This is a genomic window from Chitinophaga filiformis (genome assembly GCF_023100805.1).
Classification (GTDB): domain Bacteria; phylum Bacteroidota; class Bacteroidia; order Chitinophagales; family Chitinophagaceae; genus Chitinophaga; species Chitinophaga filiformis_B.
Genome location: NZ_CP095855.1, coordinates 7,111,130 through 7,136,394 on the forward strand (window position 1 = coordinate 7,111,130; position 25,265 = coordinate 7,136,394).

Below are 25,265 nucleotides of genomic sequence, written 5' to 3' on the forward strand. Positions count from 1 at the left end.
CCATCGCATCATATTAAATACAATAGGGCCTTTCAGAAGAAAGGCCCTATTCCATTTGATTAAACCCCTTAACAATTATGTCCTATACTTGTCCTATGTTTCCCTATGTTTATGCTTATAATTTGAAAGTGTATGCTACTCTTAATCCTATCAGATTAGCGGCGTCGCCACCATCAACAAATTTTGAGTTACCGTCAAACTTCACACCTGCATCCAGGTAACTGCCTTTGCCAAGTGGGATCAGGTAACCGATCTGCGGGCTATAGGTGAAGGCCGCTGTTTTATAACCGGTTGGACCATTTGTTATAAAGTTCACACCGGCCTGTCCCTGTACATACAGATTATTGCTCTGGAAAGGATAATACCTTAAACCAGCTTTCACGGGAATCCACTGTAAATCATCCAGACCAGGTACATCATCAGCAAAGACATTCGCAAATCCTGCATTCAGGTTCACATATAATGTCTTCTTAATGATAGCATAATCTGCCTGTACGGAACCGCCTAAAGACCACTTGTAAAAATCGCTGAAATTCCCAACCGGTATTCCTGCATCCGGACCAACACTCAGGGAGAATGAAGGTCGCTGTGGTTCGCTGTTGCCTTTCGTTTGTGCCTTTACTCCTACTGTCACTGCCAATAATAATGCTAATGTTGCTACGCCTGTCTTAATAGTCTTTTTCATCGTCTTTCGTTTTAATCTTTATTCTGTTAATCTTTTGTTCTTCTGTTTATCGCAGCGCTGTATAAATCTGATGACACAAAATTATGCCGCAATACATTGCTCATCAATCCCAAAAAGGCGGATAAAAAAACCAATTTTTCTGATGGAAATAAAAATTTTAGGCGAGCAGAAAAATTGGTTTCTTAAACCGTGATATTGGTTTTTCATATACCCTTTTGAGGTGTTACATTTGTGACGCAAAAGACGAAAAATAATTACAGTAATAAACAGTTGTAGGTTTAGGTAGAAACGGGTGTAATCATACACCCGTTTATTTTTTACAGCCTGTCTGCTGCTACAATGTTATATCTCTTACGCAAATGTGATACAAACATTACATGCCCCATCTACGACATGGCCGATTTCCCGGGCTTTCGTGTTTTCAACGCCCTCCGGCTTTTCTTCCCTCATAACTAAACCTGGAACAATAGCAGCTCAAACACCTTTCGTAGCAAGACCTTTTAGTAGTTTACCCGTATCAATATGTAAGGGTAATACCAGCGCCTACCCCCATGTCGCTGTCATAATGTGTAGAGAGAGAAATATACTTGGACAGAATGTATCTGAAGCCTGCCATGTATTCCTTATCAGTGTTAGCCATAAAATTAAAGCGCAGGCGGCGGGTGATAGGTACATCTTCACGGCTTAACTGGAAACGCAGCCGGCCATCAGTGTCTACAGATGCATCAGCAACGATCAGCAGGGGCAGTGTATATTCCACACCTGCATGCAATACACTACGGAAGTCTTTCGTATTAGATTGACCGAACAGGTTCTTCTCACTTTTACTTCCTTCACGGTAACGTACATCCCAACCTACGTAAGGGAACAGCCATTGCGTCTGACCTAAATATCTACCGAAATGGCTTTCTGTTTCATACCCGTTTCCACCATTCAATCCTACTCTCCATTCCGTTTGTAACCTGTAGCGGGTATTGAAGAATGTCAGTTCACCGTCACTGCCATTACTTTCCAGTCCCACCCGTGCAGCGGTATGGATCTTCCGGTCATCTGCATATATCTTACGGATGGCTTTTGTTGGATCAGGTATTTCCGGGTTAGCCGGAGAGTCCTGGTAACTGAAAATGCGGCCCATGCCACTCATCATGTGATACAGGATGTGGCAATGGAAGAACCAGTCGCCGCTTTCTGTAGCAGCAAATTCTATGGTATCTGTTTCCATCGGCATAATGTCCAGTGTATTCTTGAGCGGAGAATAATCTCCCTGCCCGTTCAATACCCGGAAGAAATGTCCATGAAGGTGCATCGGGTGGCGCATCATAGTACCGTTGTACAGTATAATACGGACATTCTCGCCCTTTTTAATGAGGATCTTATCTGATTCCGATACGGTTTTGTTATTAATGCTCCATACATACCGGTTCATGTTTCCGCTGAGATTAAAACGCAACTCTTTTACGGGCGCCTCAGGCAGATTTGTTTTTACCGGCGACCGCAGCATGGCATAGTTCAACGTTACTCCCGGGTCTTCATTATACATCACTGCATTCATATCCATTTGCTGAAGGCTCATCTGCATGTCCATGTCATTCATCTGCCCGTTCATTTTCATCATACCATTCATCATCTTCATTCCTTCAAAATACTTCAGGCGGGGCAGCCTTAGGGCTTCTTTCCGCACGCCATTGCCCAGGAACAGGGAGGTGGCTTTGGTGCGGTCTTCCGCAGTAGCAAGAAATTCATAGCTACTGTCTGCCGGAATGCTTACCATCACATCGTATGTCTCTGCCACCCCGACAATCAGCCGGTCTACTTCTACCGGTTCCACGTCCATACCATCATTTGCCACTACAGTAATCTTCCCCCCTGCATAGGTCAACCAGAAATAAGTAGAAGAACTGCCGTTGATGACGCGCAATCTTACTTTATCGCCTGCTTTGAACCGTGCCTGCACATTCACCGGCTTACCGTTGCTGAACAACTGATCGTAGTATACGTCACTGACATCCATGGCCATCATGCGCTTCCATTCATTGGTCAGTTTAGTGGAGAAGTGCTTCTCTTTAATGGCCTCCCCATAGCTCTGCACACTGTTCTTCCTGACTGCATACCAGTCTGTAGCTGTATGCAGGGAACGGTCTACCTGCCGGGGATTTTCATTTGTCCAGTCGCTCAGCAACAATGTATGCTCCTTCACATCCGGCGTGTCTCTTTTCTTAATAATGAAAGCGCCATACATACCACTCTGCTCCTGGAACATGGTATGTGAATGGTACCAGTAAGTGCCATGCTGTATAAGCGGGAATTTGTACAAATGGGTCTCACCTGCTTTAACGGGTGCTGTAGTAAGATAGGACACACCGTCATAACGGTTGGGCAGCAACAGCCCGTGCCAGTGTATGGAGGTTTCCATGTCCATATTATTGTGTACGTAGATCTCGGCAGTGTCTCCCTCAGTAAAGGTTAATACAGGCGCAGGGATGCTGCCGTTAATAACCATGGCATGTCTCATCTTACCATTGCTATGCATCATGGAATCTGACACATACAGATCATAGCGGATAGTACGGGCTGCCTGTGAAAAGGCAGCCGCGTACGACAGTAATACGATCACTGTCAACAGAAAACGTTTCATCACTGATATATTATACTGTCCGGATTATTTGATTGTATCGGTCACTTTACCACAGGTCAGCATTTGCTTACCATAATATGGGTTCTTTACAGCGGCATCACCGCTTAACCAATAGCTTTTCTGCATCGGGCAGTACTGCTGGTATACCGGCGTATCTGAGAGCTTTACAGCTTTCGCCAGGGTGTATATATTGTTGGAGAATGTCTTGAATTTTTCACGTTGCGCGCTGAGGTCTGTTGACTTAGCAATAGCAGCTGCATCTGCGGCAAGCTTTTCTGATAAAGGCATAAATGCTTTGTGCTCTTCAGCAGAAAGGGCGTTCATATCGGCAGTGTTAAGCACCTTAACAAATTCAGCAGCTTTGCTACCAGCGGTACCGGCATCACTGTTCACCAATGCGTTTTTCACATCATAATACAGTGACAGTAACTGAGACAGCGACAGGTTTGCCGCTTTTGCGGAAAAAGTGGCCAGTAATATAGTGGTGGCGATGATAAGACTTTTCATGATGATCTGTTTAATTGTTTGAATAATAAATAATGGGATCATGCCTTACAGGATATAAGGCAGGTGCGTGTTTTACTTTCAAACAAAAATCAGATCTGGAAGGACTGAATAGACACACGAATGTCTACAGGAGGAGGATTCTGCTGTGGTAGTATATAACCGGGTTGTACGCTGTGATAACCCTGGTGAATACCTGGCAGGTATAATACCGGATATAAGCAGGTCTGTAAAGGTAAATGCACTGATTCGTCCAGCTGCGATTTACTCTTATCCAGCTGTTCGAATTTGACCATTGCATCACCACAGCATTTGTGGGACGCCTTTTTATGTTCATGATGCATCGCATGCATATCATGCATGTGGTGATGCCCGCCGGACCATAGATCACTTTGTACGGCACAGGCAAAACCGATACCTGTATTCAGGAAGAATACAAATAGCAGGAAGAACGCCCGGAGTGATATGATGGTCTTTTTGTTCATGTCACACAAAGATAACAGCTGCCTCCGGCATCCTTGTTATATAATTCAGGCTGTATGTTATATAATTTACGGGCGCGGGGATCAATACGCTATTTTACAGGCCGTTATCCTCGCGGTCTTTTCCATTGTACCCTTTGCCAGTACAATGTTGATCTCTGCCATTGTTTCCTTTTCCGCAAAGAACCCTTCCACCTTCAGGGGTTGGTATCCTGGCCTGGTAACTGTAAAAGTGTGGGTGTTTTTCAGGTCCAGGTATAAGGTAAAAGTGCCGGAAGTATCGCCTGAAACTGTTTTTCTCCCTTTTTCCAGGGCAATGACCACACCGGAGAGGGGCATAAGGGTATCTCTCTTTCCGGCCAGCAGTTTCTGTTCAAACACCTGTCCTTTCAGGATGGCAATAGTAGTATCCGGTTCCGGACCGCAATTGAAGAATGTTACCCTGCTTTCATACGTGCTTGAACAGGCAACGAGGGCTGTCCCAAGGAGTAAACAAGGGAGCAATGAGCGGAATAGCATCATGATAGCATAAAATTAGTATATGAGGGTTTTCCATGGCTTTCGGCCATAGCGCCCATTCTGATCATAGAAAGGTTCACGCCTCTGTGTGTTGTTAAAGATACGGTTGAAGTGTTTCTTGTCTGTGATCCCCAATCTCTGCGATATACATACTGTCGTGCAGCAGCCGGTTTTCGATCAGTTTTAAGCTTCTGGCTGATAATGTACTGCTGCCATGTCTTATTGGCATATTATACAAAATATCCCCCTGGCAGTTCAGGGAATACCGGGGGGATATTGTTATAAAGGTACATTAAAAAGGGTAACAAAGGGAGTGTCGTTCTATCTTTTCAGGCGGGAGGCTGCAAACAATATAAGAGCGATCACAAGCAGCGCCCATACGATTTCACGATAGCTGCTTTTTTGCATAATGAGCTGTTTTAATCTGGTCATTTTGATGTTGCTATTCGAGGGTGTTTTAAAAAATAAAGGTCTGGAAGAGGAGCGCTTGGCAAGCTCCTTTTCCAGACCATCAAAATACATGTAGCCACTATTTTTGTCCGCCTACGGATTATATCATAACGAAAATATCCGTACTTATACGCAGCATCTTCAGCAGTACTACGCTTATTTAACTCATTATAAGGGAGTATTTTGCATACTCATCGGACAGGAATTTCACTTTGGCAAGTTTCGCTCCGTATAAATGGGGCGGAACTTGTAAAGTGGAATTATTTACGGGATAACTCTCTTCCTAAATAAATTGTAATCCGGGCTAAGAATTAATTAACACAATATATGATTAATTCCTAATAGTACCAAGGTCATTATAGCATTATTACCTGTTACTATATACGAAATGATCATGCCTTTCCTCAGGTATATTTTTTCTTCACTGCGCCTGCAAGTAATACGCCTATCCCCACTATTGCAAGGACTGCCGCAGCTTTCCACAATGTTTTTTTATTACTTACCGCAGGCACGTACTCTACCCCGCCGATACCGGCAACAGCCGGATCTTCTGTATAACGGCCATTGGCAGGTACTGCTTTTTCTTTGAAGTTATTTGCCAGCTCCTGCAGGGCGCTCAGTGCATCCCCTTCCATAGGCATGCCATGACCGGTAGCCACAATAGACGGCTGCAGCGATGCAAGGGTCTGGACAGACTTCTCTGCCGCTGCCCAGTCGTATGTAAAGTAACGGGGAGGACCGGAGATCTTCCTTTCCTGTTTCAGGACAGACAACAGTGATTCCTGTTGTGTGGTCACGAACGCATCTCCCGCCAGCAGTACTCCGTCATGTTCCCTGAACAGGCTAATATGGCCAGGCGCATGACCGGGTGTATGGAAATATCGCCACTCCTTCAGACCAGGTATATTTCCTTCTTCCGGGAGTAACAGTAAGCGACCTTCCAGGTTAATGGGGCCTTTAGGATACAAAAAGGAGAGATAGGTAAACAATCCGCCGCCGGCAGAAGGATCTGGCGGCGGATATGCGGAACGCCCCGTCAGATAGGGCGCTTCCAGGTAATGTGCATATACCGGCACGTCCCATTCATCGGCAAGCTCTCTCACAGAGCCGGTATGATCAAAATGTCCGTGTGTAAGGATAATGGCAGCGGGCGTCACCTGTGGCCAGAAAAGCTGCTTCGCTACTCTCTTCACCCTGGCGGCGGAAGTAGAGAGGCCGCCATCCAGCAGTACCCAGTGATTGGTAGTAGCATCATGTATGAAATACATATTAACGAACTTGTCACGAATACCCCATACCCCCGGAGCCACATAAAACCACTCATGCTTTGAGCATGCTTTAATTTTAACCAGCGCTTGTTGTTTTTTCATATTTAACGGAATTAACATGAACACTGGTTATTTCATCTCAAAACTCATGCTGAGTCAGCCAGGCACAACCATAATCAGTCCTCTTTACTTCCGTCATCTGCCATTCTCACCATTTTTGGGCTGAATTTGGCAACAATATCCACCAGGTCTTTCTGCGCTTCCATCACCACATTGATATCTTTATAGGCCATAGGCGCTTCATCCAGTCCGGCGCCTATCAGGGTTACGCCATTAGCCTGCAACATTGCCTGCATCTCCTGCCGGGTAATGTGCTGCATGGCTGCGGTACGGCTCATCTGCCGTCCGGCCCCGTGTGAAGCGGAATTGATGGCTGTCTCTTCTCCTTTTCCCCGCACCAGGAATCCCGGAGCTGTCATTGATCCCGGAATGATCCCCATTACACCCTTACCTGCCGGAGTAGCCCCTTTTCTATGCACGATCACTTCTTCCCCGTTCCAGGTCTCCTTCCAGGCAAAGTTGTGGTGGTTTTCCACTTTAGCCAAAAGCGTACCCCCAATGGCTTTAGCCAGTTTATCGTGGATCACTTCATGGCAGGCGGAAGCGTAGTCGCCGGCCAGGTTCATCGCCAGCCAGTATTCCTGCCCCGCTTCGCTATTCATGTCCAGGTAGGCCAGGTTGGCGGCTTCTCTGGGCAGTTTACACAACTCTTTTGCCAGCCGGGTATAATAACCGGCAATGGTAGCGCCCATCCCCCTGGAGCCGGAGTGAGACAACAGCGCCAGGTATTTCCCCTTGGGAATATTCAATGGCTGATCATCTTCTGCAAATTCAATAATACCCCATTCCACAAAGTGATTTCCTCCGCCGGAGGTACCCAGCTGAGAATATGCTTTATCTTTCAGGGCTTTGATGAATTGTGTCAGATTGAACTCATTCCTGTCCAGTATGGCATGATCTGTTCTGTCTTTACCATGGTATCCGTGTCCGGCGCCAAAACGGGTATGTGCGATCAGTTCACGCTTGTAGGTATCGCGGTTCAGCAGGAAGTTCTCTTCCGTAATATCAAAGATAGAGAGGGCCATACGGCATCCTATATCCACCCCCACACCATAAGGTATCACTGCGTTCTTTGCAGCCAGCACGCCACCTATCGGCAGGCCATATCCCTGGTGGGCGTCCGGCATCAAAGCACCGGCTACCGTAACCGGGAGCTTCATTGCCGTTTGCATCTGTGCTACTGCACCAGCAGCAATATACTCCGATCCGTATACAGCAAACTCCCTGGATGTATTGTTCAGGAAAATGGTATTCTCTATCTCCTTTGCATCTTCGATCATCTTCGTTGCAAGGTCTTCCAGTATCTCATGATCCAGGAAAGCTTCCGGCCTTTCAAGCAGATCTTTCATTAATGTCAGCACGGCCTCATGTTCGGCTCCCTGGTAATGTTTTTCCAGTACTTCAAGCGCCAATCCAAGCATCTTACCCTGCTGATACCCGATAGCCAGCAGATCTTTACCACTAATGTTGTTCATATGCATTGTTATTAGTTTATAATAATAATGCAATATTCAGGATTATGTGCGCACTTTTTTTGCGCACTTAAAGACCCTTTCCAGATTTTTTATAAACAACTTGCTTTCAACGCTTTATAGCAACTATATTCTGGAAGGCAAAGATCTCAAAAGCCGCAACATTATATTCTCCCAGGGCTTTCAGTCCATCGGGCAGCAGACGGTAGAAGTCATATCCCGGCAATATGTCTATAATATCCTTAAAGAAAGTACGGGAGATGACATTCATCTCGTTAAACTCTATCTGGATAACATTGATCATTCCGCTTGCAATAGCCCGGCGGGCGCCTTTTAATACGTTCAGCTCATTCCCCTCCGTATCCACTTTCAGCAACGCTATTTCAGACAGCTGATGGTTCTCAATGAACTCGTCAATAGTGGTCAGGTCTATGGCTATCTCTTCCACTTCACTCTTCCGGAAGTCAGCGATCACCGCTTTATACATACTGGCATGCTCAGAGCCCCTGTTCTCCACGTAGTCATAGATGAAAGTGGTAAGGGCACTCTCCCCTGCTCCTTTTTGTACGGGAATAAACTGGTGCATGGATGCAGCTTCCTCCAGCTTATTGTAGGCAACAGGATGTGGTTCAAACGCATAAATCGGCAGGGACACTTTCCTGTTCCGCAGCATAACGGAATAGTGCCCGACATTCGCACCTACGTCCAGGATCACGCCGCTGCGGAACCTGCCGGAAGACTTCATAAATTTAACGAAGGCATGCTCGCCACTTACATGATCGTTTTCATGGTTCATAATGCCCAGCCCTCTCATACTCAATTTGTACAAGAGCAGGTTAATGGAATAAAGCGCCTTCCTGGCAAAAATGAAAACGTAAATTTTTCTCAGGGTATTGGTAAATGGATTCATTGATCAATTCAGTTTTGTTGTGGTGGTGTTATAGTTGTTCTTCCAGTCCTGTCGTTACATTATATACTGGCAATCCTTTTATGCATTCATATCTTTCAGATCCGGACAAATAGTTGAGGTTTCCTTTTTTATCACGGCTTTCACGGAAGCGGGAATAAACATATCCTTCTTCGGGACTAAGGGCCCTGAGCCCTCCCAGGCGATTTTTCTTTACGAAATAAGCATTATTACCTATGGAATTGGATCCTACAAATGCGTATCCCTTCTCTTCGGCCAATACACAGAGCGCTTTCAGCGACGCCCCAAAATAAAGGTGACTGTAATGGGCCTGCTCTCTTATAAAATCCGGTTTATACGGTACCGTTAAGGCCCTGTCAATGCCAAATACACTATTATACTCTGCTACTACTATAACCGGGTCAATTACATCGATTGCTTTCCATACCCAATAGTCGTTACCGTCAATATCGACAGACAATAACCCTATCTCTCCTTTCATGCCCTGCGATGCGATCAGCTCATTGATATTCTCCGCTGTAATAAATGCCTGTACGGCTTTCAGGTCATGCTGATAATAAATATCATCGGACATGATGTAACGGATACTCCGTTTCGATCCGTCTATCACAAGCCCCGACCAGTTATTATACTTTAACAGAAAACGTGTATTTGATTCAACATAGTTCTCCACTCCAAACTCTATGAACGTGGTTTCAGGGACGTACACCTTATTAATGAGATATTGGATAATGCCATCATCGCCCGTCTGTGAAAAGACCTTGAACTCAGCGGATGAAATATTATCAAGTACCGGCAGCTCCTTATTCTCACGGGCCAGCAGTGTACCTAATAACAGCAGGTCTGTTTGTTGTGCTTTCCTTGAGGTATACAAAAAATGGCGCAAAACATTCACCAATTTCTTCATTCGTTTCATCGGGAACATAGTATGAATTGAGTAAGCGGAGCGCTCTCCTAAAATTTATTACCCCATAAATACATAATAATTATAAATATTGTTCATTTCGTGATAATTTATAACATATGCGTTCCGGTGTCCATTTTCGCATATGCAATATGACAAAGGGATCATTCTCCCTGCCCAACTTTTTTCGCAATTTTGCCCATATGATATTTTTGATTTAACTTGCTTCAATCTGAGAATGCGATAATCAATAAACGCTGCGAATTTAAACTTGCATAATGGTGCCCCAATCATTAGAAGGTGTTTTATTGTTCCTACTTGATCGCTGTTCCATGACTTCTACCACGTCTACACCACGATATTTTTTTAGCCTGGATGCTATAAGAGGGCTTGCTGCGCTTATTGTCGTCCTGTGCCACTGGCAGTTCTATTTTTATACAGATCAGACCTTACAAACCAAACCACTGGAAGAATTGGGTCTTCCCCTATTCCCCTACCTGTCGATATTTTACAATCATGCATTTTACGCGGTAGACCTTTTCTTTCTCTTATCCGGATTCATCTTCTTCTGGTTCTATGCAGCTAAAATAGCTGACGGGCGAACATCTTTCAGTCATTTCATGTGCTACCGGCTCACCCGCCTTTACCCTGTCCATTTTATCACCCTGCTGTCGCTGATAGTACTGCAATACGTCATGGTCAGCATGAACGGTCACACTTTTATTATACAAAACAACGATATCTATCATTTCCTGTTAAACCTGCTGGTGATACACAGCTGGGGATTTGAACGCACACCTGCTCTCAATGGTTTTAACGGCCCCTCCTGGTCGGTATCAGTAGAGCTTTTGTTATACCTCCTGTTCTTCCTTATCAGCTGGAAAAAGCTACACCGCAATAAAGGCCTTCTGTTAGCTATCGTAGTGGGGGGCGCTGTTATACAACATTTTTACTCTATGATAGGTCAGGGCATCTACTCCTTCTTCCTCGGGGCACTTACCTATTACATTTACGCATGGCTTATTGAAAGCAAGCATCCGCGCAGGGTCACCACTATCGTTACCATTGCTGCTGTTGTATTATGGATGGTCGTGCTTACTGAATATGCATTCTCCTATATCAGGGATTTCTCCCTGCTGCTGATGAAAAAAGTATTCCCCGGTAAAGACGCCGCCTTCGATACTGCCCTGTTCGACCTCTCCAGGAACACTTTCTTCCGGACCATTATATCACCTCTTACTATTCTAACGCTTGCATTGTCGGAAACAATAAGAGGAGGTTTGAAAGTAAAATGGGCACTGGTATTGGGAAATGCCAGTTATGCATTGTACCTGATCCATTTTCCGTTAATGGTATTATTATTTATTACGGTCGATGCGCTGGGCATTAGCAGGTCGGTCTTTCACTCTCCCTTTACGGTCCTTCTTTTCTATGCAGTGCTGATCCCGCTAAGTATCCTTACCCATTATTATTTTGAATTACCGCTGCAGGAACTGTTCCGGAAGCGGCTACTCAGGAAGCCCGCACCGGGTTTTGTTACTGTTGTCAATAACCAGATCACCACATAGCTCAGGTTACCAGTACGGACACTTAGAAAATGTTACCTCCTTGTTTAATAATCGAAATCAGATATGATAGCTAAATTCTATTTATTGTTATTAACTACCCTGGTCCTTCTTACAAGCTGTATCAATACTAAAAAGATCACCTATTTTAATGACCTCGAAAAAGCCAGCGGAGCAGAGTCGGCCAACAGACTGCAGGCGCTTAAAGTGCAGCCTGGAGACATACTCCAGATCACCATCACCACGATCGACAAAGATATTTCCCTGATACTAAACCCTGCGGCTGTCAATTCCTCTCCAATGTCTCCGGATGGTATAGACGCCGGCTATATTGTAGATAGTGCGGGCAACGTCAACCTTCCAATGATCGGTAAGGTATACGTCAGGAATAAAACCACCGCTGAAATAAACGATATCATCACACAGGAGTTAAACAAAACCATCCGCAATCCATACGTCTCGACCCGTATTGCCAATTTCAGGATCTCTGTGCTGGGAGATGTTGCAAGACCGGGCTCTTACCGGATCTCCGGTGAAAGAGCATCGGTGCTGGATGCCTTGAGCATGGCAGGCGATCTGAATGTAACTGCCCTCAGGAATGACATCATGATCATCCGTGAAGTGAATGGAGAAAAAACATATGCTTCGCTGAACCTCAATAACAGCAAAACACTTGCTTCACCTTACTACTACCTGAATAATAATGATGTGATATATGTAAAGCCTGGCCCCAACAAACAGTTCAATACCTCAAAGATAGTACAACTGCTGCCTGCAGCCATCGGTATTCTGTCATTGATCACTACCATCGTCATAGTTTCTGTAAAATGATACCGCAAATGAACCGTAATAAAGAAATCAGTAATAAAAACGCCATCATAGATCTGGGCGATCTGTTCCAGAAACTGCTCTTCCACTGGCCCCTGTATCTCATTGTACTGCTGATAGCTGCAGGCGGCGCTTTTGCGTATCTGAAGTATGCACGGCCAAGGTATATGTCGAGCGCCAAATTGTATCTCAAAGATGAAAAAAAGAACGGCGAGGAAACAGACCTTCTTAAGTCATTATCGCTCTTCAACAGTGGCAAGAACATCGAGAATGAAATGGAAGTGCTCAAATCGCCCATCCTGGTTGAAAAGGTGATACGCGACAATCGTTTCAATGTACGCTATTATGTAAAAGGCACTTTCCGCAACGAAGAGATCTATGAACAAAACCCGCTCACACTGCATTTCCTGGGCGACAGCACACATACAGGCAATTATACTTTCGATGTCAGCGAAAATAAGAACCTCCTCCGGGTGAAGTGGGTGAACAGCCCGCATGATGACGATCGCAGCACATTCAATATACATTCCGGCGAGCCTTTTATGGTGAACAATACACAGTTCAGCATCACCTTTGACCCAACCGTTCCTGATGCGCTCAATCATACCTACCGGGTACGCATCGACTCTGTGGAAGAGCTGGCCTATAAAAAAATAGAAGATATTGGCACTGCCCTGGTCAACAGGGATGCCACCGTTGTCATGGTGACCTATGAAGACAGGATAGCTGCGCGCACCGCCCATTTCCTGAACGCGCTGCTGGACACTTACAATGAATATACACTGGACGACAAGAACCGCGTAGCCCTCAAAACCATCCGTTTCCTCAATGTGCGCATTGACTCACTCAAAGATGAACTGGGCTTTCTTGAAAAACAGGAAGAACAATTCAAGGTGCAACGGGGTATCACAGATATTGAGGGCAGCTCCAAACTGGCCCTGGAACAGGTAAAGGAAGCCGATCTGAAACTGAACGATGCTAACATGCAATTGTCTGTCTTTGACCAGGTAGAATCGTATATCAACGATCCTGGTACAGACTATCCCTTTGCACCGGTGCTGGGCAACGTAGATCAGGCACTGACAGGAATGATCAACCGGTATGAAGAACTGCTGAAGGAGAAAAAAAGGCTCTCCCTTTCCTTACAGCCGGGCAGCATGATCCTGCAGAACACAGACGCCCAGATCAATGACGCAAAGAACACGATCAAGAACTACATTTCCGGTTATAAGCGGAATGCCGGCGTGGCACAAAGCCAGATGCAGACCAAAGTGAACCAGATACAGGCGAAGATCGCCAATATACCGGCTTATGAACGGGAGTATATCAATATCAAAAGACAACAGGGCGTAAAAGAGAACTTATACCTCCACCTGCTGAAAAAGAAAGAGGAAGCAGCCATCTCCTACGCCAGTAATGTGACCGACAATAAAGTGCTGGCGCCCGCGTTTGTTCCGTCCAAACCGGAGTCGCCCAAAAAAACTTTGGTGTTTGTCAGCTTCCTGGCGGCTGCGCTTGTGCTCTGTACCGTATACGTGTACATCAAATATTTCCTGAACAACAAGGTACTCGACAAGTCAGAAATAGAACAGGCATTTGGCAGGCCTGTTATGGCAGAGATCTACCAGGACGAGACCAAAGGGAAGGACATGTCGCTGCGTAACAGGTCGGTATTGCTGGAACAGATCTTCAACCTGCGTACCAACCTGCGCTTCCTGTTGAATGAACATAACAGCTCTGCCACCATTATGATCACCTCCAGCATTTCCGGTGAAGGAAAGACTTTTATGACGGCGCACCTGGGCAATGCCCTCACCGTCAACAATAAAAAAGCGGTACTGCTGGAGCTGGACCTGCGCAAACCTAAATTATCCCGCTCCCTGGGTCTGGACAACCAGGTCGGTGTAACCAGCTACATCGTGGAAAGCAAAACGATAGATGAGATCATCAAAAAAGTACCCGGCACAGAGGGGCTGCACCTGATATCTTCCGGTCCTATTCCACCCAACCCGGTTGAGCTGATTGAAAGTAACCGGATGAAGACATTGCTGGAAACGTTGAAGCAGCGGTTCGATTATATCATTATCGACACCGCTCCTATCGGTATCGTGTCAGATTCGAAGAGCCTTGCACCATATGTAGACTGTACCCTGTTCATGGTACGCTACAACTTCACCCTGAAGTCCAAGATGACGGCTGTAGCTGAAAATATCAGGGATAGCTTCTTCCGCAAAACGGGGGTTATTTTCAATGGCATAGAACAGGACTCTTTCTATCCCTATTACTATTACGATCATTACTCTTATTCTGAGAACGGCAATAAAACCAGGATGTGGTCAACATTTGCTAAAAAAATGAAACAAAGGATTGCATAAGATATTTAAAAATAGCGGTTGGTTGCTGGCAGATAAACTGGCCAGGTTGTTCATAGGTCTCATCACCATTGCAACGATAGCCCGTCACATCGGGCCCGGGGCCTTTGGCATATGGAACTATGCTATTGCCCTGACGGCGATAGTGGGTAGTCTTGCTATACTGGGACTCGACAAGGTGGTGGTGAAAGAAGTGGTATCCGATCCGGCAAGGCAGGACAGGATCATCGCCTCTACATTGGCTATACGTTTCACAGCCGGTATTGCAGCATTCCTGCTCTGTGCGGCCATTGTGTTTGCCACGAGGCGGTATTCGCAGGTGTACCTTTATTGTACCATCATCACTGCCCTGAACATCATCCTCTCGGGCTTTGATGTATTCGACTACTATTACCAGGCGAAAAATGAGGTACAAAAAGTGATCATTCCAAAGGTCAGCTTCTTCATAGCCTTCTGCATCATCAAAATTGTATTTGTTTACTGCAATGGCACCCTGCTTCATTTCGTATGGTTATCGTTCGCTGAATTATTGCTGACGTACCTTACTATACTGATCTTTTACCTGAAAGACGGTCACCGGCTTTTTACCGTCATCAGTCTTTCAGAAATAAAACACCTGTTCCTGCATAGCTGGCCATTGATGTTCACAGGCATATTGATCCTGCTCTATGTGAAAGCAGATCAGCTGTTGCTGGATACACTCGGCACTTCTGTGCAGCTGGGCGAATATGCAGCAGCAGCAAGAATATCCGAGCTATGGTATGCACTTCCCACAGTATTGGCTACTGCTCTCCTTCCCGGGTTAATATCCAAAAGGAAGAACGATATACCCGCTTATCTGCATGCTATGGAAAGATGGTTAAGGCTGTCTTTCTGGGTAAGTGTGGCCATTGCAATCGTCATCACCTTTTCATCGGCCGGGATCACGCAGGTATTATATGGCGTTCAGTTCCCGAAATCGGGGATCATTCTTTCCATACATATCTGGGCCAATATCCCCGTTTTCCTGAGTACGGCATTAATGCAATACCAGCTGATAGAAGGCGCCTACAAAACAAATCTGTATGCCAGCTGTGCCGGGCTTGTTGTGAACATTGCCATTAACATCCTGCTCATTCCCGCCATGGGAGGTGTGGGTGCTGCCATTGCCACCGTGGCCTCTTATATGGTTGTGGTGTCTACACTGGTGATACTGGACAGATCGGGACAATTAGGATCACTCATACAAAAGATGTTATCACCGGCACTGGCACTGGCAGATACAAGATACATGGCCGACGCGCTGAAACTATTTGCAGACAATTTTCTAACAGTAATACGTGAAAAGCATTTGACGAAATGACGAGTGTAAAAAAAATAATTGCCACACTAGCCTCAAAAGTTGCACCACGGATCAGGTATCTCGCGCCCGCTTACAGTTCAGAGGGGGAAGACCTTATACTGAAGAGGATATTTGACAACAAGACCAATGGTATATATGTCGATGTAGGGGCGCATCATCCGTTCCGTGTATCGAATACCTACCTGTTCCACAAAATGAAGTGGACGGGCATCAATATAGACCCCATGCCGGGTTCGAAAGCATTGTTTGACAGGTACCGCCCGCAGGATGTCAACCTGGAAATGGGCGTATCTGCCACCAGGCAACAGCTGACCTACCATATTTTCAATGAACCGGCTTTAAATACGTTTGCTGCACATAAAGTAGAGGAATATACACAGGATCCGAAGTATCGTGTGATAAAGGAAAAAAAGATTGAGACCTGGCCACTGGCAGACATACTGGATCATTATCTGCCCCCCGGCAGGTCTATTGATTTCCTGACCATTGATGCCGAGGGACTGGACATGGACGTACTAAGATCCAACAACTGGGAAAAGTACAGACCTGCCTATATACTGGTAGAGTCTGACCCCTTCCTGCTTTCTGATATGCAGCACTGTGAACTGGGACAATTCATGCAGCAGGCCGGATATGCCATTTTCGCGAAGACCTATTATACCTATTTCTTTAAAAACATGCATCATGAGTAAGTTATATGTTCAGTATGGTTGTGGACCTTTCTCTGCCCCTAAAGGCTGGAAAAATTTTGATGCATCACCAACATTGCGCCTGCAGCAGCTACCGCTGATAGGAGGCCTGCTGAGGAACAGGATGCACGTTGCTTTCCCGGAAGATGTGCTGCTGGGAGATATCCTGAAAGAACTGCCAGGCATCGCTCCCGGTTCCTGCGACGGCATATACTGCTCTCATGTACTTGAACACCTTGCGTATGAAGATTGCCTGCTGGCCATCCGCAATACCTACCGGATGCTGAAGCCCGGCGGCTACTTCCGTTGCGTGGTGCCAGACCTGGAAAGCGCCGCGAGGGAATATGTGCAGGACCTCAGCAACAGGGACCAGGAAGCCAATACAAAGTTCCTGGAGAAAACCATGCTGGGAAAAAAACAAAGATTACGCGGATTAAAGGGATTGCTGCAAACCACCCTGGGCAACCGGGAACACCTGTACATGTGGGATACGCCGTCTCTTTCCAACATACTGCAACAGACAGGTTTTAGTCATGTGCGGCCCTGTAGTTTTAACGATTGTCCGGATGATATGTTCAGGCTTGTAGAAGAGCCCTCACGATTTGAAAATGCAGTGGCGCTGGAAGCTATAAAATAACTGAACTTGAATACTCCTATCTTATTATTGGTATTTAACCGTCCGCAGCAGGCGACACGGATACTGGAAAGTATACGGCAGCAACAACCCGCTCAGTTATTTATTGCGGCAGATGGCCCCCGTCATGACAAGCCGGGAGAAGCCACCCTGTGCAGGCAAACCAGGGACGCCATATTGCAAAGGTTAGACTGGAACTGTGAAGTACATACTTTGTTCAGAGACCGGAACCTCGGCTGTGCCCATGCGGTAAGCAGCGCTATAGACTGGTTTTTCTCACAGGTGGAGGAAGGTATTATACTGGAAGATGACTGCCTGCCCGATACAGCTTTTTACCCTTTCTGCGAGGCGCTGCTGGAACGCTACCGTCACGATACATCCATCATGCATATAGGTGGCACCAACTACCAGGCAGGCCTTAGGAGAGGAAATGCATCTTATTATTTCTCACGTTATGCTCATATATGGGGATGGGCCACCTGGAAAAGAGCATGGAAATATTATGATTTCACTTTGCGCAGGTACAAAGATGTGGTGCCGGATCATCTTCCTTTTCAGTTCAAATGGGACCTGCAATCATTTTATGAACAGAAGATGGATACATGGGACACACAATGGTTCCTGACGGTACTTTTCAACAAGGGGATTACCATAACTCCCAACACAAACCTGATCAGGAACATCGGCTATGGGAAAGCTGCCACGCACACCAGGACGGAGCCTGTATGGTTCAGGAAGATGACATATGGCACTATAAGACAGCTTACTCATCCGGATGAAATTGCCATAGACGAGGAAGCAGATGCCTATACAATGGACACGGTGTTCAAATGCAATCCACTCTTTTACATGATTAAAAAAATGATCAGGAATAACACGCTCTTGTATAACCTGTATAAACGCATATCATAAATGTTATTGGCGGATACAATCTTTGATATACTTGTCAGCGACAACATCTATGTGGAGGTTTTCAAGGAAACCATGCCACTGGTAATTGCCGGCGTACTGTTGCACCTGCACTACAATAACCGTATTACTGCACTGGAAGCAATACTTTATGCATTTGCCACCGAGGCTTATACGATGCTTAAGATCGGGCCTACTTTTACGGCTACCTTCTTTGTAAGCATTGCTTTCCTGCTTGAACAGCTACACCTGTTTATAAAAGGAGAGATCTATGTACACCGTAAATTCCTGCTACTGCTGGTCCTGCCGGCCCTGTCCAGCTTTGCCATATTCCTGATCGTACAGTTCTACAGGGATCCTTTTTATTATCCGCCGGGTAAACAAACGGCTTTCTACCTGCGACCAATCTATTTCTATATAAAAACATACCTGCCCCTCTTTGCCATCGGGGCCAAGATACTGCAGGATAAAGAGCGGATATCATTCGAATTCTTTTCTGCCATCATGAAAAGGATCGCGAAATTCTCGTTTGTTATAGCCGGGTTGCAGATATTCTGCCAGATGGTATTAGGCAATGAAACGCTTGGCGAGATACTGGGGATGCAGCGCCGGTATATGATAGAGGCCGCCACATTTGTATTTAGTATACGCGTACAGGCATTATTCGGAGAGCCTAAAGTTTACAGCGCATTTCTCTCCTTATGCATTCCCCTGTTCCTGAAGGATAAAGAATACCGGATGGCGGCACTCGCCCTGCTGATGGGTATATTAACAGTGTCCCAGACATTCTGGATCAATATGCTGTCAGCTACACTGGTCTTTTTGGTCGTATCGCGGATATCTTCTACCAGGCTTAAAATAACCGGTACACTCGGTATCATTATAGGGCTGTTCCTGGTCATTGCCGAATCCAAGGAGTACTTTATCAAGCTGTATGCTAAAAACCAGAACAACACCATGTATCAGCTGGTATTTAAAAGATCCGTATACCGGTACGATAACGAGTTCTGGCAGAAAGATAATGTCATACTGGGAATGCCCCTGCAGCGCGACATGGAGCTTCCCGTGGTGGACTTCCTCAGGGACCAGCCCTATCTTCTCCTGTCAGGATATGGCGCCGGCAACAGTACTTTCATTCCTGCACAATACTTCTTCGGACAAATGAACTACGAGAACAGGCTGAACGGGATAGGCGGTCATAATCTCAATATGCGATGGTTCTACATACTGGCGGAATTTGGCTTTTTTTCACTGCTTATCTTCTTTACAATACTTACACAGACCAAACCGGGCATCCCTCTTTTCCAGAGCAGCTACTTTGCTTTTATATGGGTGTGCTTCTTCTTCAGCCAGATAGATCTCTTCCTGATCATCACAGCGTTGCTATGCGCTTATGAAGCGGACGAATCGCCCTCATTGACGGTATATAAATCCAGGCATTCTTATTAGGTTTATGCAGATATTTCTCGACAATATCGTTTTCACAATACAGCAGGCCGGTGGCGTATCCGTCTACTGGTACGAGCTGCTGCAAGGCATGTGTAATGCCGGGCTGGCAGTTAATTTCCTCAACGCCGGACTAAACCCCTCCAACATTTTCGAGCAACAGCTCGATTACCGGCGGCATCCCTGTATCCGCGAAAGCTGGATCCCACCGAAATACCTGCGCTACCTGCCCCTCCAGTATACATTGCCTCCGAACGCTGTTTTCCATGGCGGCTACCTGCGTGTGTCACCACAAAAGGATATTGTGAATATCATGACCGTACATGACTTTGCGCACGAACGGAAACTGGCCACCCCCTTTCCACGTGGTTTGGCCAATATCAGGCAAAAGGCATATGGTATAAAACGGGCCGACGGTATCATCTGCATATCCGACAACACCCGGAAAGAACTCCTGCATTTCTACCCCGACGTCAACCCTGCGAAGCTGAAAGTGATCCATCATGGCATTGCTGATACTTTCTTTCCGCTGCAGAAAAGCGCTGATGCTGCGCCTGCATTACCTGCCGGGGTAACATCGCCCTACATCCTGTATGTAGGAGGACGGAATAATTATAAAAATTTCAGCATTGCATTGGATGCGGTTTCGTTATTACCGCCGCCATATAAACTGGTCATAGCAGGCGGCGGCACCTGGACAAAGCAGGAGCACTTACTGGCTGAAGAAAAGCTCCGTGACCGCTATGTGGTGATACCCCATGTGTGTCCTTCCACACTGAACACACTTTACAATTATGCCTGGTGCCTGCTCTACCCCTCATCTTATGAAGGATTTGGGTTTCCTCCGGGAGAAGCAATGAAAGCGGGTTGCCCGGTGGTGGCCACCAACTGTACTTCTATACCGGAAGTAACAGGCAATGCGGGCCTGCTTACCACTGCTATCACTGCAACGGCATTTGCAGAAAAAATATTACTGCTGGAGAACGGGATTTTCCGGCAGCAGATCATACAGGCTGGTCTTACACAAGCCAGGTCCCTCACCTGGCAGAAAAGTGTAAGGGAGACCATACGTTTTTATAAAGATTGCTGGAACAACAAATTTTCGTTATGAACCTCATCTTCAAGTTAGCAGAAGCAGCTAAAGTTTTCTCTCAATCCGGCAGAGGACTGACGTCACTATTGAAAAAGGGCGTGTCCATTGCATCCACACAGTTACTCCACAACTGTAAGCGCTACATTCCTGAAGTCAACACCATCCTGGATGTGGGCGCCAACAGGGGACAATTTGCCTTATCGGCCGTACATTTTTATCCCAAAGCTGGTATTCACTCTTTCGAACCTATACCTGCGGTATATGCAGCGCTAAAGCAGAATACCCGGCATGTGCCCGGTATACACACCTACAATTTTGCATTGGGCAGTACAAACGGCACCCTGGATTTTTATGCGAATCACTATTCACACGCCAGCTCAGCCCTGCATGTGTCGTCATTGCAACAACAACTCATGCCGCAAACAGCTGAAGCAGATCAGATCAGCGTGCCTGTAAAATGCATGGACGACCTGCTTCCCGGTATTGCTGTCGAACATCCGGTATTGCTAAAACTGGATGTACAGGGATTTGAAAAGGAAGTGCTCAAAGGGGCAGCGCATTGTCTTGGGGAAATAGACTATCTGCTGTTTGAAACTTCGTTTGTACAGATGTATGACGGCGAGCCCCTGTTCGACGAAATGCACAATTATGTTAAAGAGCTGGGGTTCGAATTTATAGCGCCGGTAGGATTTTTACAGACGGACGAATTACAGATCCTGCAAATGGATCTTCTATACAAAAGAAAAAAATAACCACCACCATTCATAACAGATTAAAGTCAGTGCATTGTATAACCATTATCCCCAAAGCCTATCCGCAGCAACAGGCTCACTTTTCGGCATACCCCTACTCATCCATAACGCTTCTAAACCGACATTCATATGAAACGGCGTATTCAAACAAGTCAGTTTTTAAGGCAGGCGGTCGATTATATAGTACTCACCACTGCGTTTTTATTAACAAGACAATACATAGCAGCTAAGGGAGACGTATTTTTATCAAACCTCAATATATTCTTACTGGTTGTAAGCCTGGTGACGTGGACGGTAACCGGCACCTCCCTGCACCTGTATGACGATTACCAGAAGACAACATCTTACGCCATTGAATTTGTAGCTATTCTCAAAAATGTTTTACTGCATGTCTGTGTATTTTCATTCTTATTCTTCTACTTCTTTAAACTTTACCCTTATCCACGCACCTTCACTTTGCTATATGGCGGCTACCTGTTCACCGGCATTGTTACAACGAAGTACATCGTAAAGAAATCAATGTTACGCTGGAGAGCTACCCACCACCGTAATCCCACGAATGTATTGATTGTTGGTACAGGCCAGACTGGCATGAACTTCTATCATACCATTACGGCCAATAATCATTTTGGTTATAACTGCGTAGGATTTGTAGATGATCATAGTAATGCGCAGATAAATGGCCGCTACCTGGGCAAGCTCTCAGAGCTTACACACATCCTTGAATCCAATGAGATTGACGACGTCATAGTGGCGCTGCCTGAAACTGCAAAAGAACAAACAGCAGGCATCATCATGGCCAGTGAAAGAGCGGCCAAAAGGGTAAAGATCATTGCCGATGTACACCAGTATTGTACACCTACGTCCAGTATGAACCTGTTGGGGACCATTCCCCTAGTGAACATCCGGTCCTGCGCCCTGGACGATCCGGGCCATCAGCGCATGAAACGCGCTTTTGATATTTGCCTGACGCTCTTCATTGTTGTAGCCTTCAGCTGGCTTTTTATACTGATCGCCATATTGATAAAAATGACTTCCAGGGGCCCGGTATTATTTAAACAGGAGCGATGGGGCCTTAAAAATAAAAAGATCACCTGTTATAAATTCCGCTCTATGAAAGTGCAGGCCTCAGAAGTGGACGAGAACGGGAAATTCCTGCAGGCAACACGTGACGATCAGCGTGTAACAAGCATCGGGCGCTTTCTGCGAAAAACAAACCTGGATGAGCTGCCGCAATGCATCAATGTTTTGATGGGCAACATGTCTTTTGTGGGGCCACGCCCGCATGCCACTCCCCTTCATATTGAAGCCAGGGAAACGGTAGAACATTACATGCTCAGGCAAATGGTGAAACCCGGCATCACCGGCTGGGCGCAGGTAAACGGTTGCAGAGGGGAAACCCGCTTTTCCGGACAGATGCAGAAACGGGTAGCCCTGGATATCTGGTATATAGAAAACTACAGCTTCTGGCTGGATTGCCAGATCATTTTCCAGACATTGATGAACATGATAAAAGGAGATAAAAACGCATACTGACAGCAATATATGCTCAAACGTTTACTATTGATAGGTGGCAACTTTGCACCGGAGCTCACAGGGATCGGAAAATATAACGGGGAGATGATCAAATGGCTGGCAGACAATGGTTATGACTGTACCGTTATTACATCATTTCCCCACTATCCACAGTGGAAAATACAGGCGCCTTATCAGAAAAGCAGGTATTGGTTCAGGAAAGAAATAACAGATAACAACAACGTTACCGTTTACAGATGTCCACAGTATATTCCCGCTCGTCCGTCAGGAAAGAAGCGGCTCCTGATGGATTTCTCGTTTGCCTTGTCTGTGACAGTGAAATTATTACAACAGCTATTCACACGCAGGATAGACATTGTTGTAGTAGTGGCGCCCCCCTTTCACCTGGGCCTGCTGGCTATACTGTATAAAAAAACACGTGGCGCCAGATTCCTTTATCACATACAGGATCTGCAGATCGAAGCTGCGCGCGACCTGAATATGCTCTCATCCCCTTTCCTGATAAGGTCCCTGCTCCGCCTGGAAAGATACATATTACGTCATGCCGATATTGTGAGCAGTATTTCTGACGGCATGATGAAAAAGGTACAGGAAAAAACGGGACAGCAGGTAACATTCCTTCCCAACTGGGTAGATGTAGCATTTTTCCATCCATTGGAGAACCGGGACCAGATTAAAAAAGCATACGGCTTTGCTGCTGCCGACAAAATAATATTATACGCAGGTGCTATCGGGGAAAAGCAGGGACTCGAAGCTATTCTGCAAGTAGCAGGCATGATGAAAAGTGATGTCCATGTCAAATTCCTGATATGCGGCGCGGGCCCTTACCGGGAACAACTCCGGCAGCAGGTTGCCAAACTGGAGCTACACAATATTCATTTCAGGGATCCCGAACCTTTCGACAGGTTTAATCAGCTGCTGAACATGGCAGATGTTCACCTGGTTATACAGAAAGCCGGCGCCGGCGATCTGGTCATGCCGTCAAAGCTGACCACTATACTGGCCGTAGGCGGCCTGGCAGTGGTAACTGCCAATGAACATACCAGTTTACATTCAATTGTAAAGGAGAACAATATCGGGATCGTAACAGATGCAGAAAACCCTGAGGCATTGAAGGAAGGCATCTGCCTGGCAATTAACAAAACACAAGAGCATATCACCAGGAATGCCCGGGAATATGCTCTCAATTATTTGGCTATAGATAAAATAATGTCCCGTTTAGATCAGGCCATTAAGGCTTCCACATAATGTTGGCGCCACCGGTAGTATTCGTAGCTCCGTTGTTGGTGGAAGTGAATTTCACATTACAGAAGCTCACCATCGTGGTTGTACCGTTCAGTGCTACATATACGGTACCTTCAGTAGCCGTAAAAGGCGACTGGGTGGTAACGTTGAAGGTGATCCTCGCTTTACCCCCGCTGATAGTGCCTGTACCTGATTCCACTGTGTATTGCCCTTCAGCAGGAGGCTGATTGCCGGGAAATTCAAAATTAGCCAGGGCGAGACCACCGTTGTCTGCCTGGATCAGGTAGTTCGTACCGGCTACCATTCCCTGTACCCTGGTGAAAGACACCTGCGTAACCTGGTTGATCTTTAATACGTTACTATCCAGGCCACAGGGATTCCATGGTCCGGTTACAATAATAGAGCCTGAAGAAACGGTATAGGTACATCCGCCATTTGTTACCACGCTAAGCGTATATACCTGGTTCCCTTTGGGAGGATTCGGTATTTCCGGAGCCTTCTCGTGAGATACAAAACCGTTTGGTCCTTCCCAGGTATAGCTTTTAGGTTCAGCGATACCGAAAACAGATAATTTCAGGACATCATTCTGGCCCAGGGGAGCGTTAGAATTGATAACAGGATTCTGGGTAGGACATGTGGTTTCTTTACCATTGCCTCCGCCGCCACATCCTACTAATAACGCTGAGATACCAATAATTAGTAATAAGAAATATTGCCGCATTGCTGAATATTCATCAAAACTTTTAATATTATTACGATAGTATTTCAAACAATATTTTGAAATAAGATTCCGTTTAATTGGTTTCATTGGGATACACCTGCCGCTGGCCGACCAGCTCCTGACATTCCGGATACCGGAAAAAGCTACTAAATCAGATAAAAACGAC

23 protein-coding genes are annotated in these 25,265 nt (G+C 46.0%); 12 read left to right on the forward strand and 11 right to left on the reverse strand.

Annotation, left to right across the window (positions count from 1 at the left end):
* Positions 1-115: 115 nt before the first annotated feature.
* From MYF79_RS27805 to MYF79_RS27850, 10 genes are all read right to left on the reverse strand, one after another.
* Entirely contained in the window at positions 116-685 is a 570-nt protein-coding gene (locus MYF79_RS27805) for a hypothetical protein (protein WP_247811137.1), read from the reverse strand.
* A gap of 517 nt (positions 686-1,202) precedes the next feature.
* Positions 1,203-3,320, reverse strand: a complete 2,118-nt coding sequence (locus tag MYF79_RS27810; protein ID WP_247811138.1) for a multicopper oxidase domain-containing protein — start codon at positions 3,318-3,320, stop codon at positions 1,203-1,205.
* Between the two features lie 24 nt (positions 3,321-3,344).
* The gene (locus MYF79_RS27815) at positions 3,345-3,827 is read right to left on the reverse strand and encodes a DUF3347 domain-containing protein (protein ID WP_247811139.1); all 483 of its coding nucleotides are present in this window, start codon (positions 3,825-3,827) and stop codon (positions 3,345-3,347) included.
* 89 nt (positions 3,828-3,916) lie between these two features.
* Entirely contained in the window at positions 3,917-4,309 is a 393-nt protein-coding gene (locus tag MYF79_RS27820; RefSeq protein ID WP_247811140.1) for a hypothetical protein, read from the reverse strand.
* A gap of 81 nt (positions 4,310-4,390) precedes the next feature.
* The gene (locus MYF79_RS27825; RefSeq protein ID WP_247811141.1) at positions 4,391-4,828 is read right to left on the reverse strand and encodes a carboxypeptidase-like regulatory domain-containing protein; all 438 of its coding nucleotides are present in this window, start codon (positions 4,826-4,828) and stop codon (positions 4,391-4,393) included.
* A gap of 318 nt (positions 4,829-5,146) precedes the next feature.
* Positions 5,147-5,347, reverse strand: a complete 201-nt coding sequence (locus MYF79_RS27830; protein ID WP_247811142.1) for a hypothetical protein — start codon at positions 5,345-5,347, stop codon at positions 5,147-5,149.
* A gap of 332 nt (positions 5,348-5,679) precedes the next feature.
* On the reverse strand, positions 5,680-6,645 hold the full coding sequence (locus MYF79_RS27835) for an MBL fold metallo-hydrolase (protein ID WP_247811143.1): 966 nt from the start codon (positions 6,643-6,645) through the stop codon (positions 5,680-5,682).
* Positions 6,646-6,719: 74 nt separating this feature from the next.
* Positions 6,720-8,138, reverse strand: coding sequence for an RtcB family protein (locus MYF79_RS27840; RefSeq protein WP_317233099.1), 1,419 nt, complete (start codon positions 8,136-8,138; stop codon positions 6,720-6,722).
* A gap of 106 nt (positions 8,139-8,244) precedes the next feature.
* The gene (locus MYF79_RS27845) at positions 8,245-9,045 is read right to left on the reverse strand and encodes an FkbM family methyltransferase (protein WP_247811145.1); all 801 of its coding nucleotides are present in this window, start codon (positions 9,043-9,045) and stop codon (positions 8,245-8,247) included.
* Between the two features lie 28 nt (positions 9,046-9,073).
* Entirely contained in the window at positions 9,074-9,958 is an 885-nt protein-coding gene (locus MYF79_RS27850) for a hypothetical protein (protein WP_247815098.1), read from the reverse strand.
* 341 nt (positions 9,959-10,299) lie between these two features.
* On the opposite strand from MYF79_RS27850, the gene MYF79_RS27855 reads away from it, so the two are divergent.
* The 12 genes from MYF79_RS27855 to MYF79_RS27910 all read left to right on the forward strand — a co-directional run bounded on the left by MYF79_RS27855 (position 10,300) and on the right by MYF79_RS27910 (position 24,381).
* The gene (locus MYF79_RS27855; RefSeq protein ID WP_247811146.1) at positions 10,300-11,535 is read left to right on the forward strand and encodes an acyltransferase family protein; all 1,236 of its coding nucleotides are present in this window, start codon (positions 10,300-10,302) and stop codon (positions 11,533-11,535) included.
* 63 nt (positions 11,536-11,598) lie between these two features.
* Complete coding sequence (locus MYF79_RS27860; RefSeq protein WP_247811147.1) at positions 11,599-12,363, forward strand: polysaccharide biosynthesis/export family protein; 765 nt, start codon at positions 11,599-11,601, stop codon at positions 12,361-12,363.
* Between the two features lie 8 nt (positions 12,364-12,371).
* Positions 12,372-14,735 (forward strand): GumC family protein, encoded by a 2,364-nt coding sequence (locus tag MYF79_RS27865; RefSeq protein ID WP_247811148.1) that lies wholly within the window; start codon positions 12,372-12,374, stop codon positions 14,733-14,735.
* Positions 14,728-16,074 carry a flippase gene (locus tag MYF79_RS27870; protein WP_247811149.1) on the forward strand — a complete coding sequence of 449 codons (1,347 nt, stop codon included), beginning with the start codon at positions 14,728-14,730 and terminating at the stop codon, positions 16,072-16,074. The genes MYF79_RS27865 and MYF79_RS27870 overlap by 8 nt, the downstream gene beginning before the upstream one ends.
* The gene (locus tag MYF79_RS27875; protein WP_247811150.1) at positions 16,071-16,766 is read left to right on the forward strand and encodes an FkbM family methyltransferase; all 696 of its coding nucleotides are present in this window, start codon (positions 16,071-16,073) and stop codon (positions 16,764-16,766) included. Before MYF79_RS27870 ends, MYF79_RS27875 begins: the two co-directional genes overlap by 4 nt.
* Positions 16,759-17,400 carry a class I SAM-dependent methyltransferase gene (locus MYF79_RS27880; RefSeq protein ID WP_247811151.1) on the forward strand — a complete coding sequence of 214 codons (642 nt, stop codon included), beginning with the start codon at positions 16,759-16,761 and terminating at the stop codon, positions 17,398-17,400. The genes MYF79_RS27875 and MYF79_RS27880 overlap by 8 nt, the downstream gene beginning before the upstream one ends.
* A 6-nt stretch (positions 17,401-17,406) precedes the next feature.
* Complete coding sequence (locus MYF79_RS27885; RefSeq protein ID WP_247811152.1) at positions 17,407-18,309, forward strand: glycosyltransferase family A protein; 903 nt, start codon at positions 17,407-17,409, stop codon at positions 18,307-18,309.
* A complete protein-coding gene (locus tag MYF79_RS27890; RefSeq protein WP_247811153.1) occupies positions 18,310-19,755 on the forward strand; it encodes a hypothetical protein in 1,446 nt (481 codons plus the stop codon).
* Between the two features lie 4 nt (positions 19,756-19,759).
* Positions 19,760-20,863 (forward strand): glycosyltransferase family 4 protein, encoded by a 1,104-nt coding sequence (locus MYF79_RS27895; RefSeq protein WP_247811154.1) that lies wholly within the window; start codon positions 19,760-19,762, stop codon positions 20,861-20,863.
* A complete protein-coding gene (locus MYF79_RS27900) occupies positions 20,860-21,597 on the forward strand; it encodes an FkbM family methyltransferase (protein WP_247811155.1) in 738 nt (245 codons plus the stop codon). Before MYF79_RS27895 ends, MYF79_RS27900 begins: the two co-directional genes overlap by 4 nt.
* A 129-nt stretch (positions 21,598-21,726) precedes the next feature.
* A complete protein-coding gene (locus tag MYF79_RS27905; protein WP_247811156.1) occupies positions 21,727-23,133 on the forward strand; it encodes an undecaprenyl-phosphate glucose phosphotransferase in 1,407 nt (468 codons plus the stop codon).
* Between the two features lie 9 nt (positions 23,134-23,142).
* Positions 23,143-24,381 carry a WcaI family glycosyltransferase gene (locus MYF79_RS27910; RefSeq protein WP_247811157.1) on the forward strand — a complete coding sequence of 413 codons (1,239 nt, stop codon included), beginning with the start codon at positions 23,143-23,145 and terminating at the stop codon, positions 24,379-24,381.
* On the opposite strand, the gene MYF79_RS27915 is transcribed toward MYF79_RS27910, so the two are convergent.
* Positions 24,365-25,099: a hypothetical protein gene (locus MYF79_RS27915; protein WP_247811158.1), complete on the reverse strand. Its 735-nt coding sequence runs from the start codon at positions 25,097-25,099 to the stop codon at positions 24,365-24,367. The two genes, MYF79_RS27910 and MYF79_RS27915, sit on opposite strands and share 17 nt — an antisense overlap.
* Between the last annotated feature and the right edge of the window lie 166 nt (positions 25,100-25,265).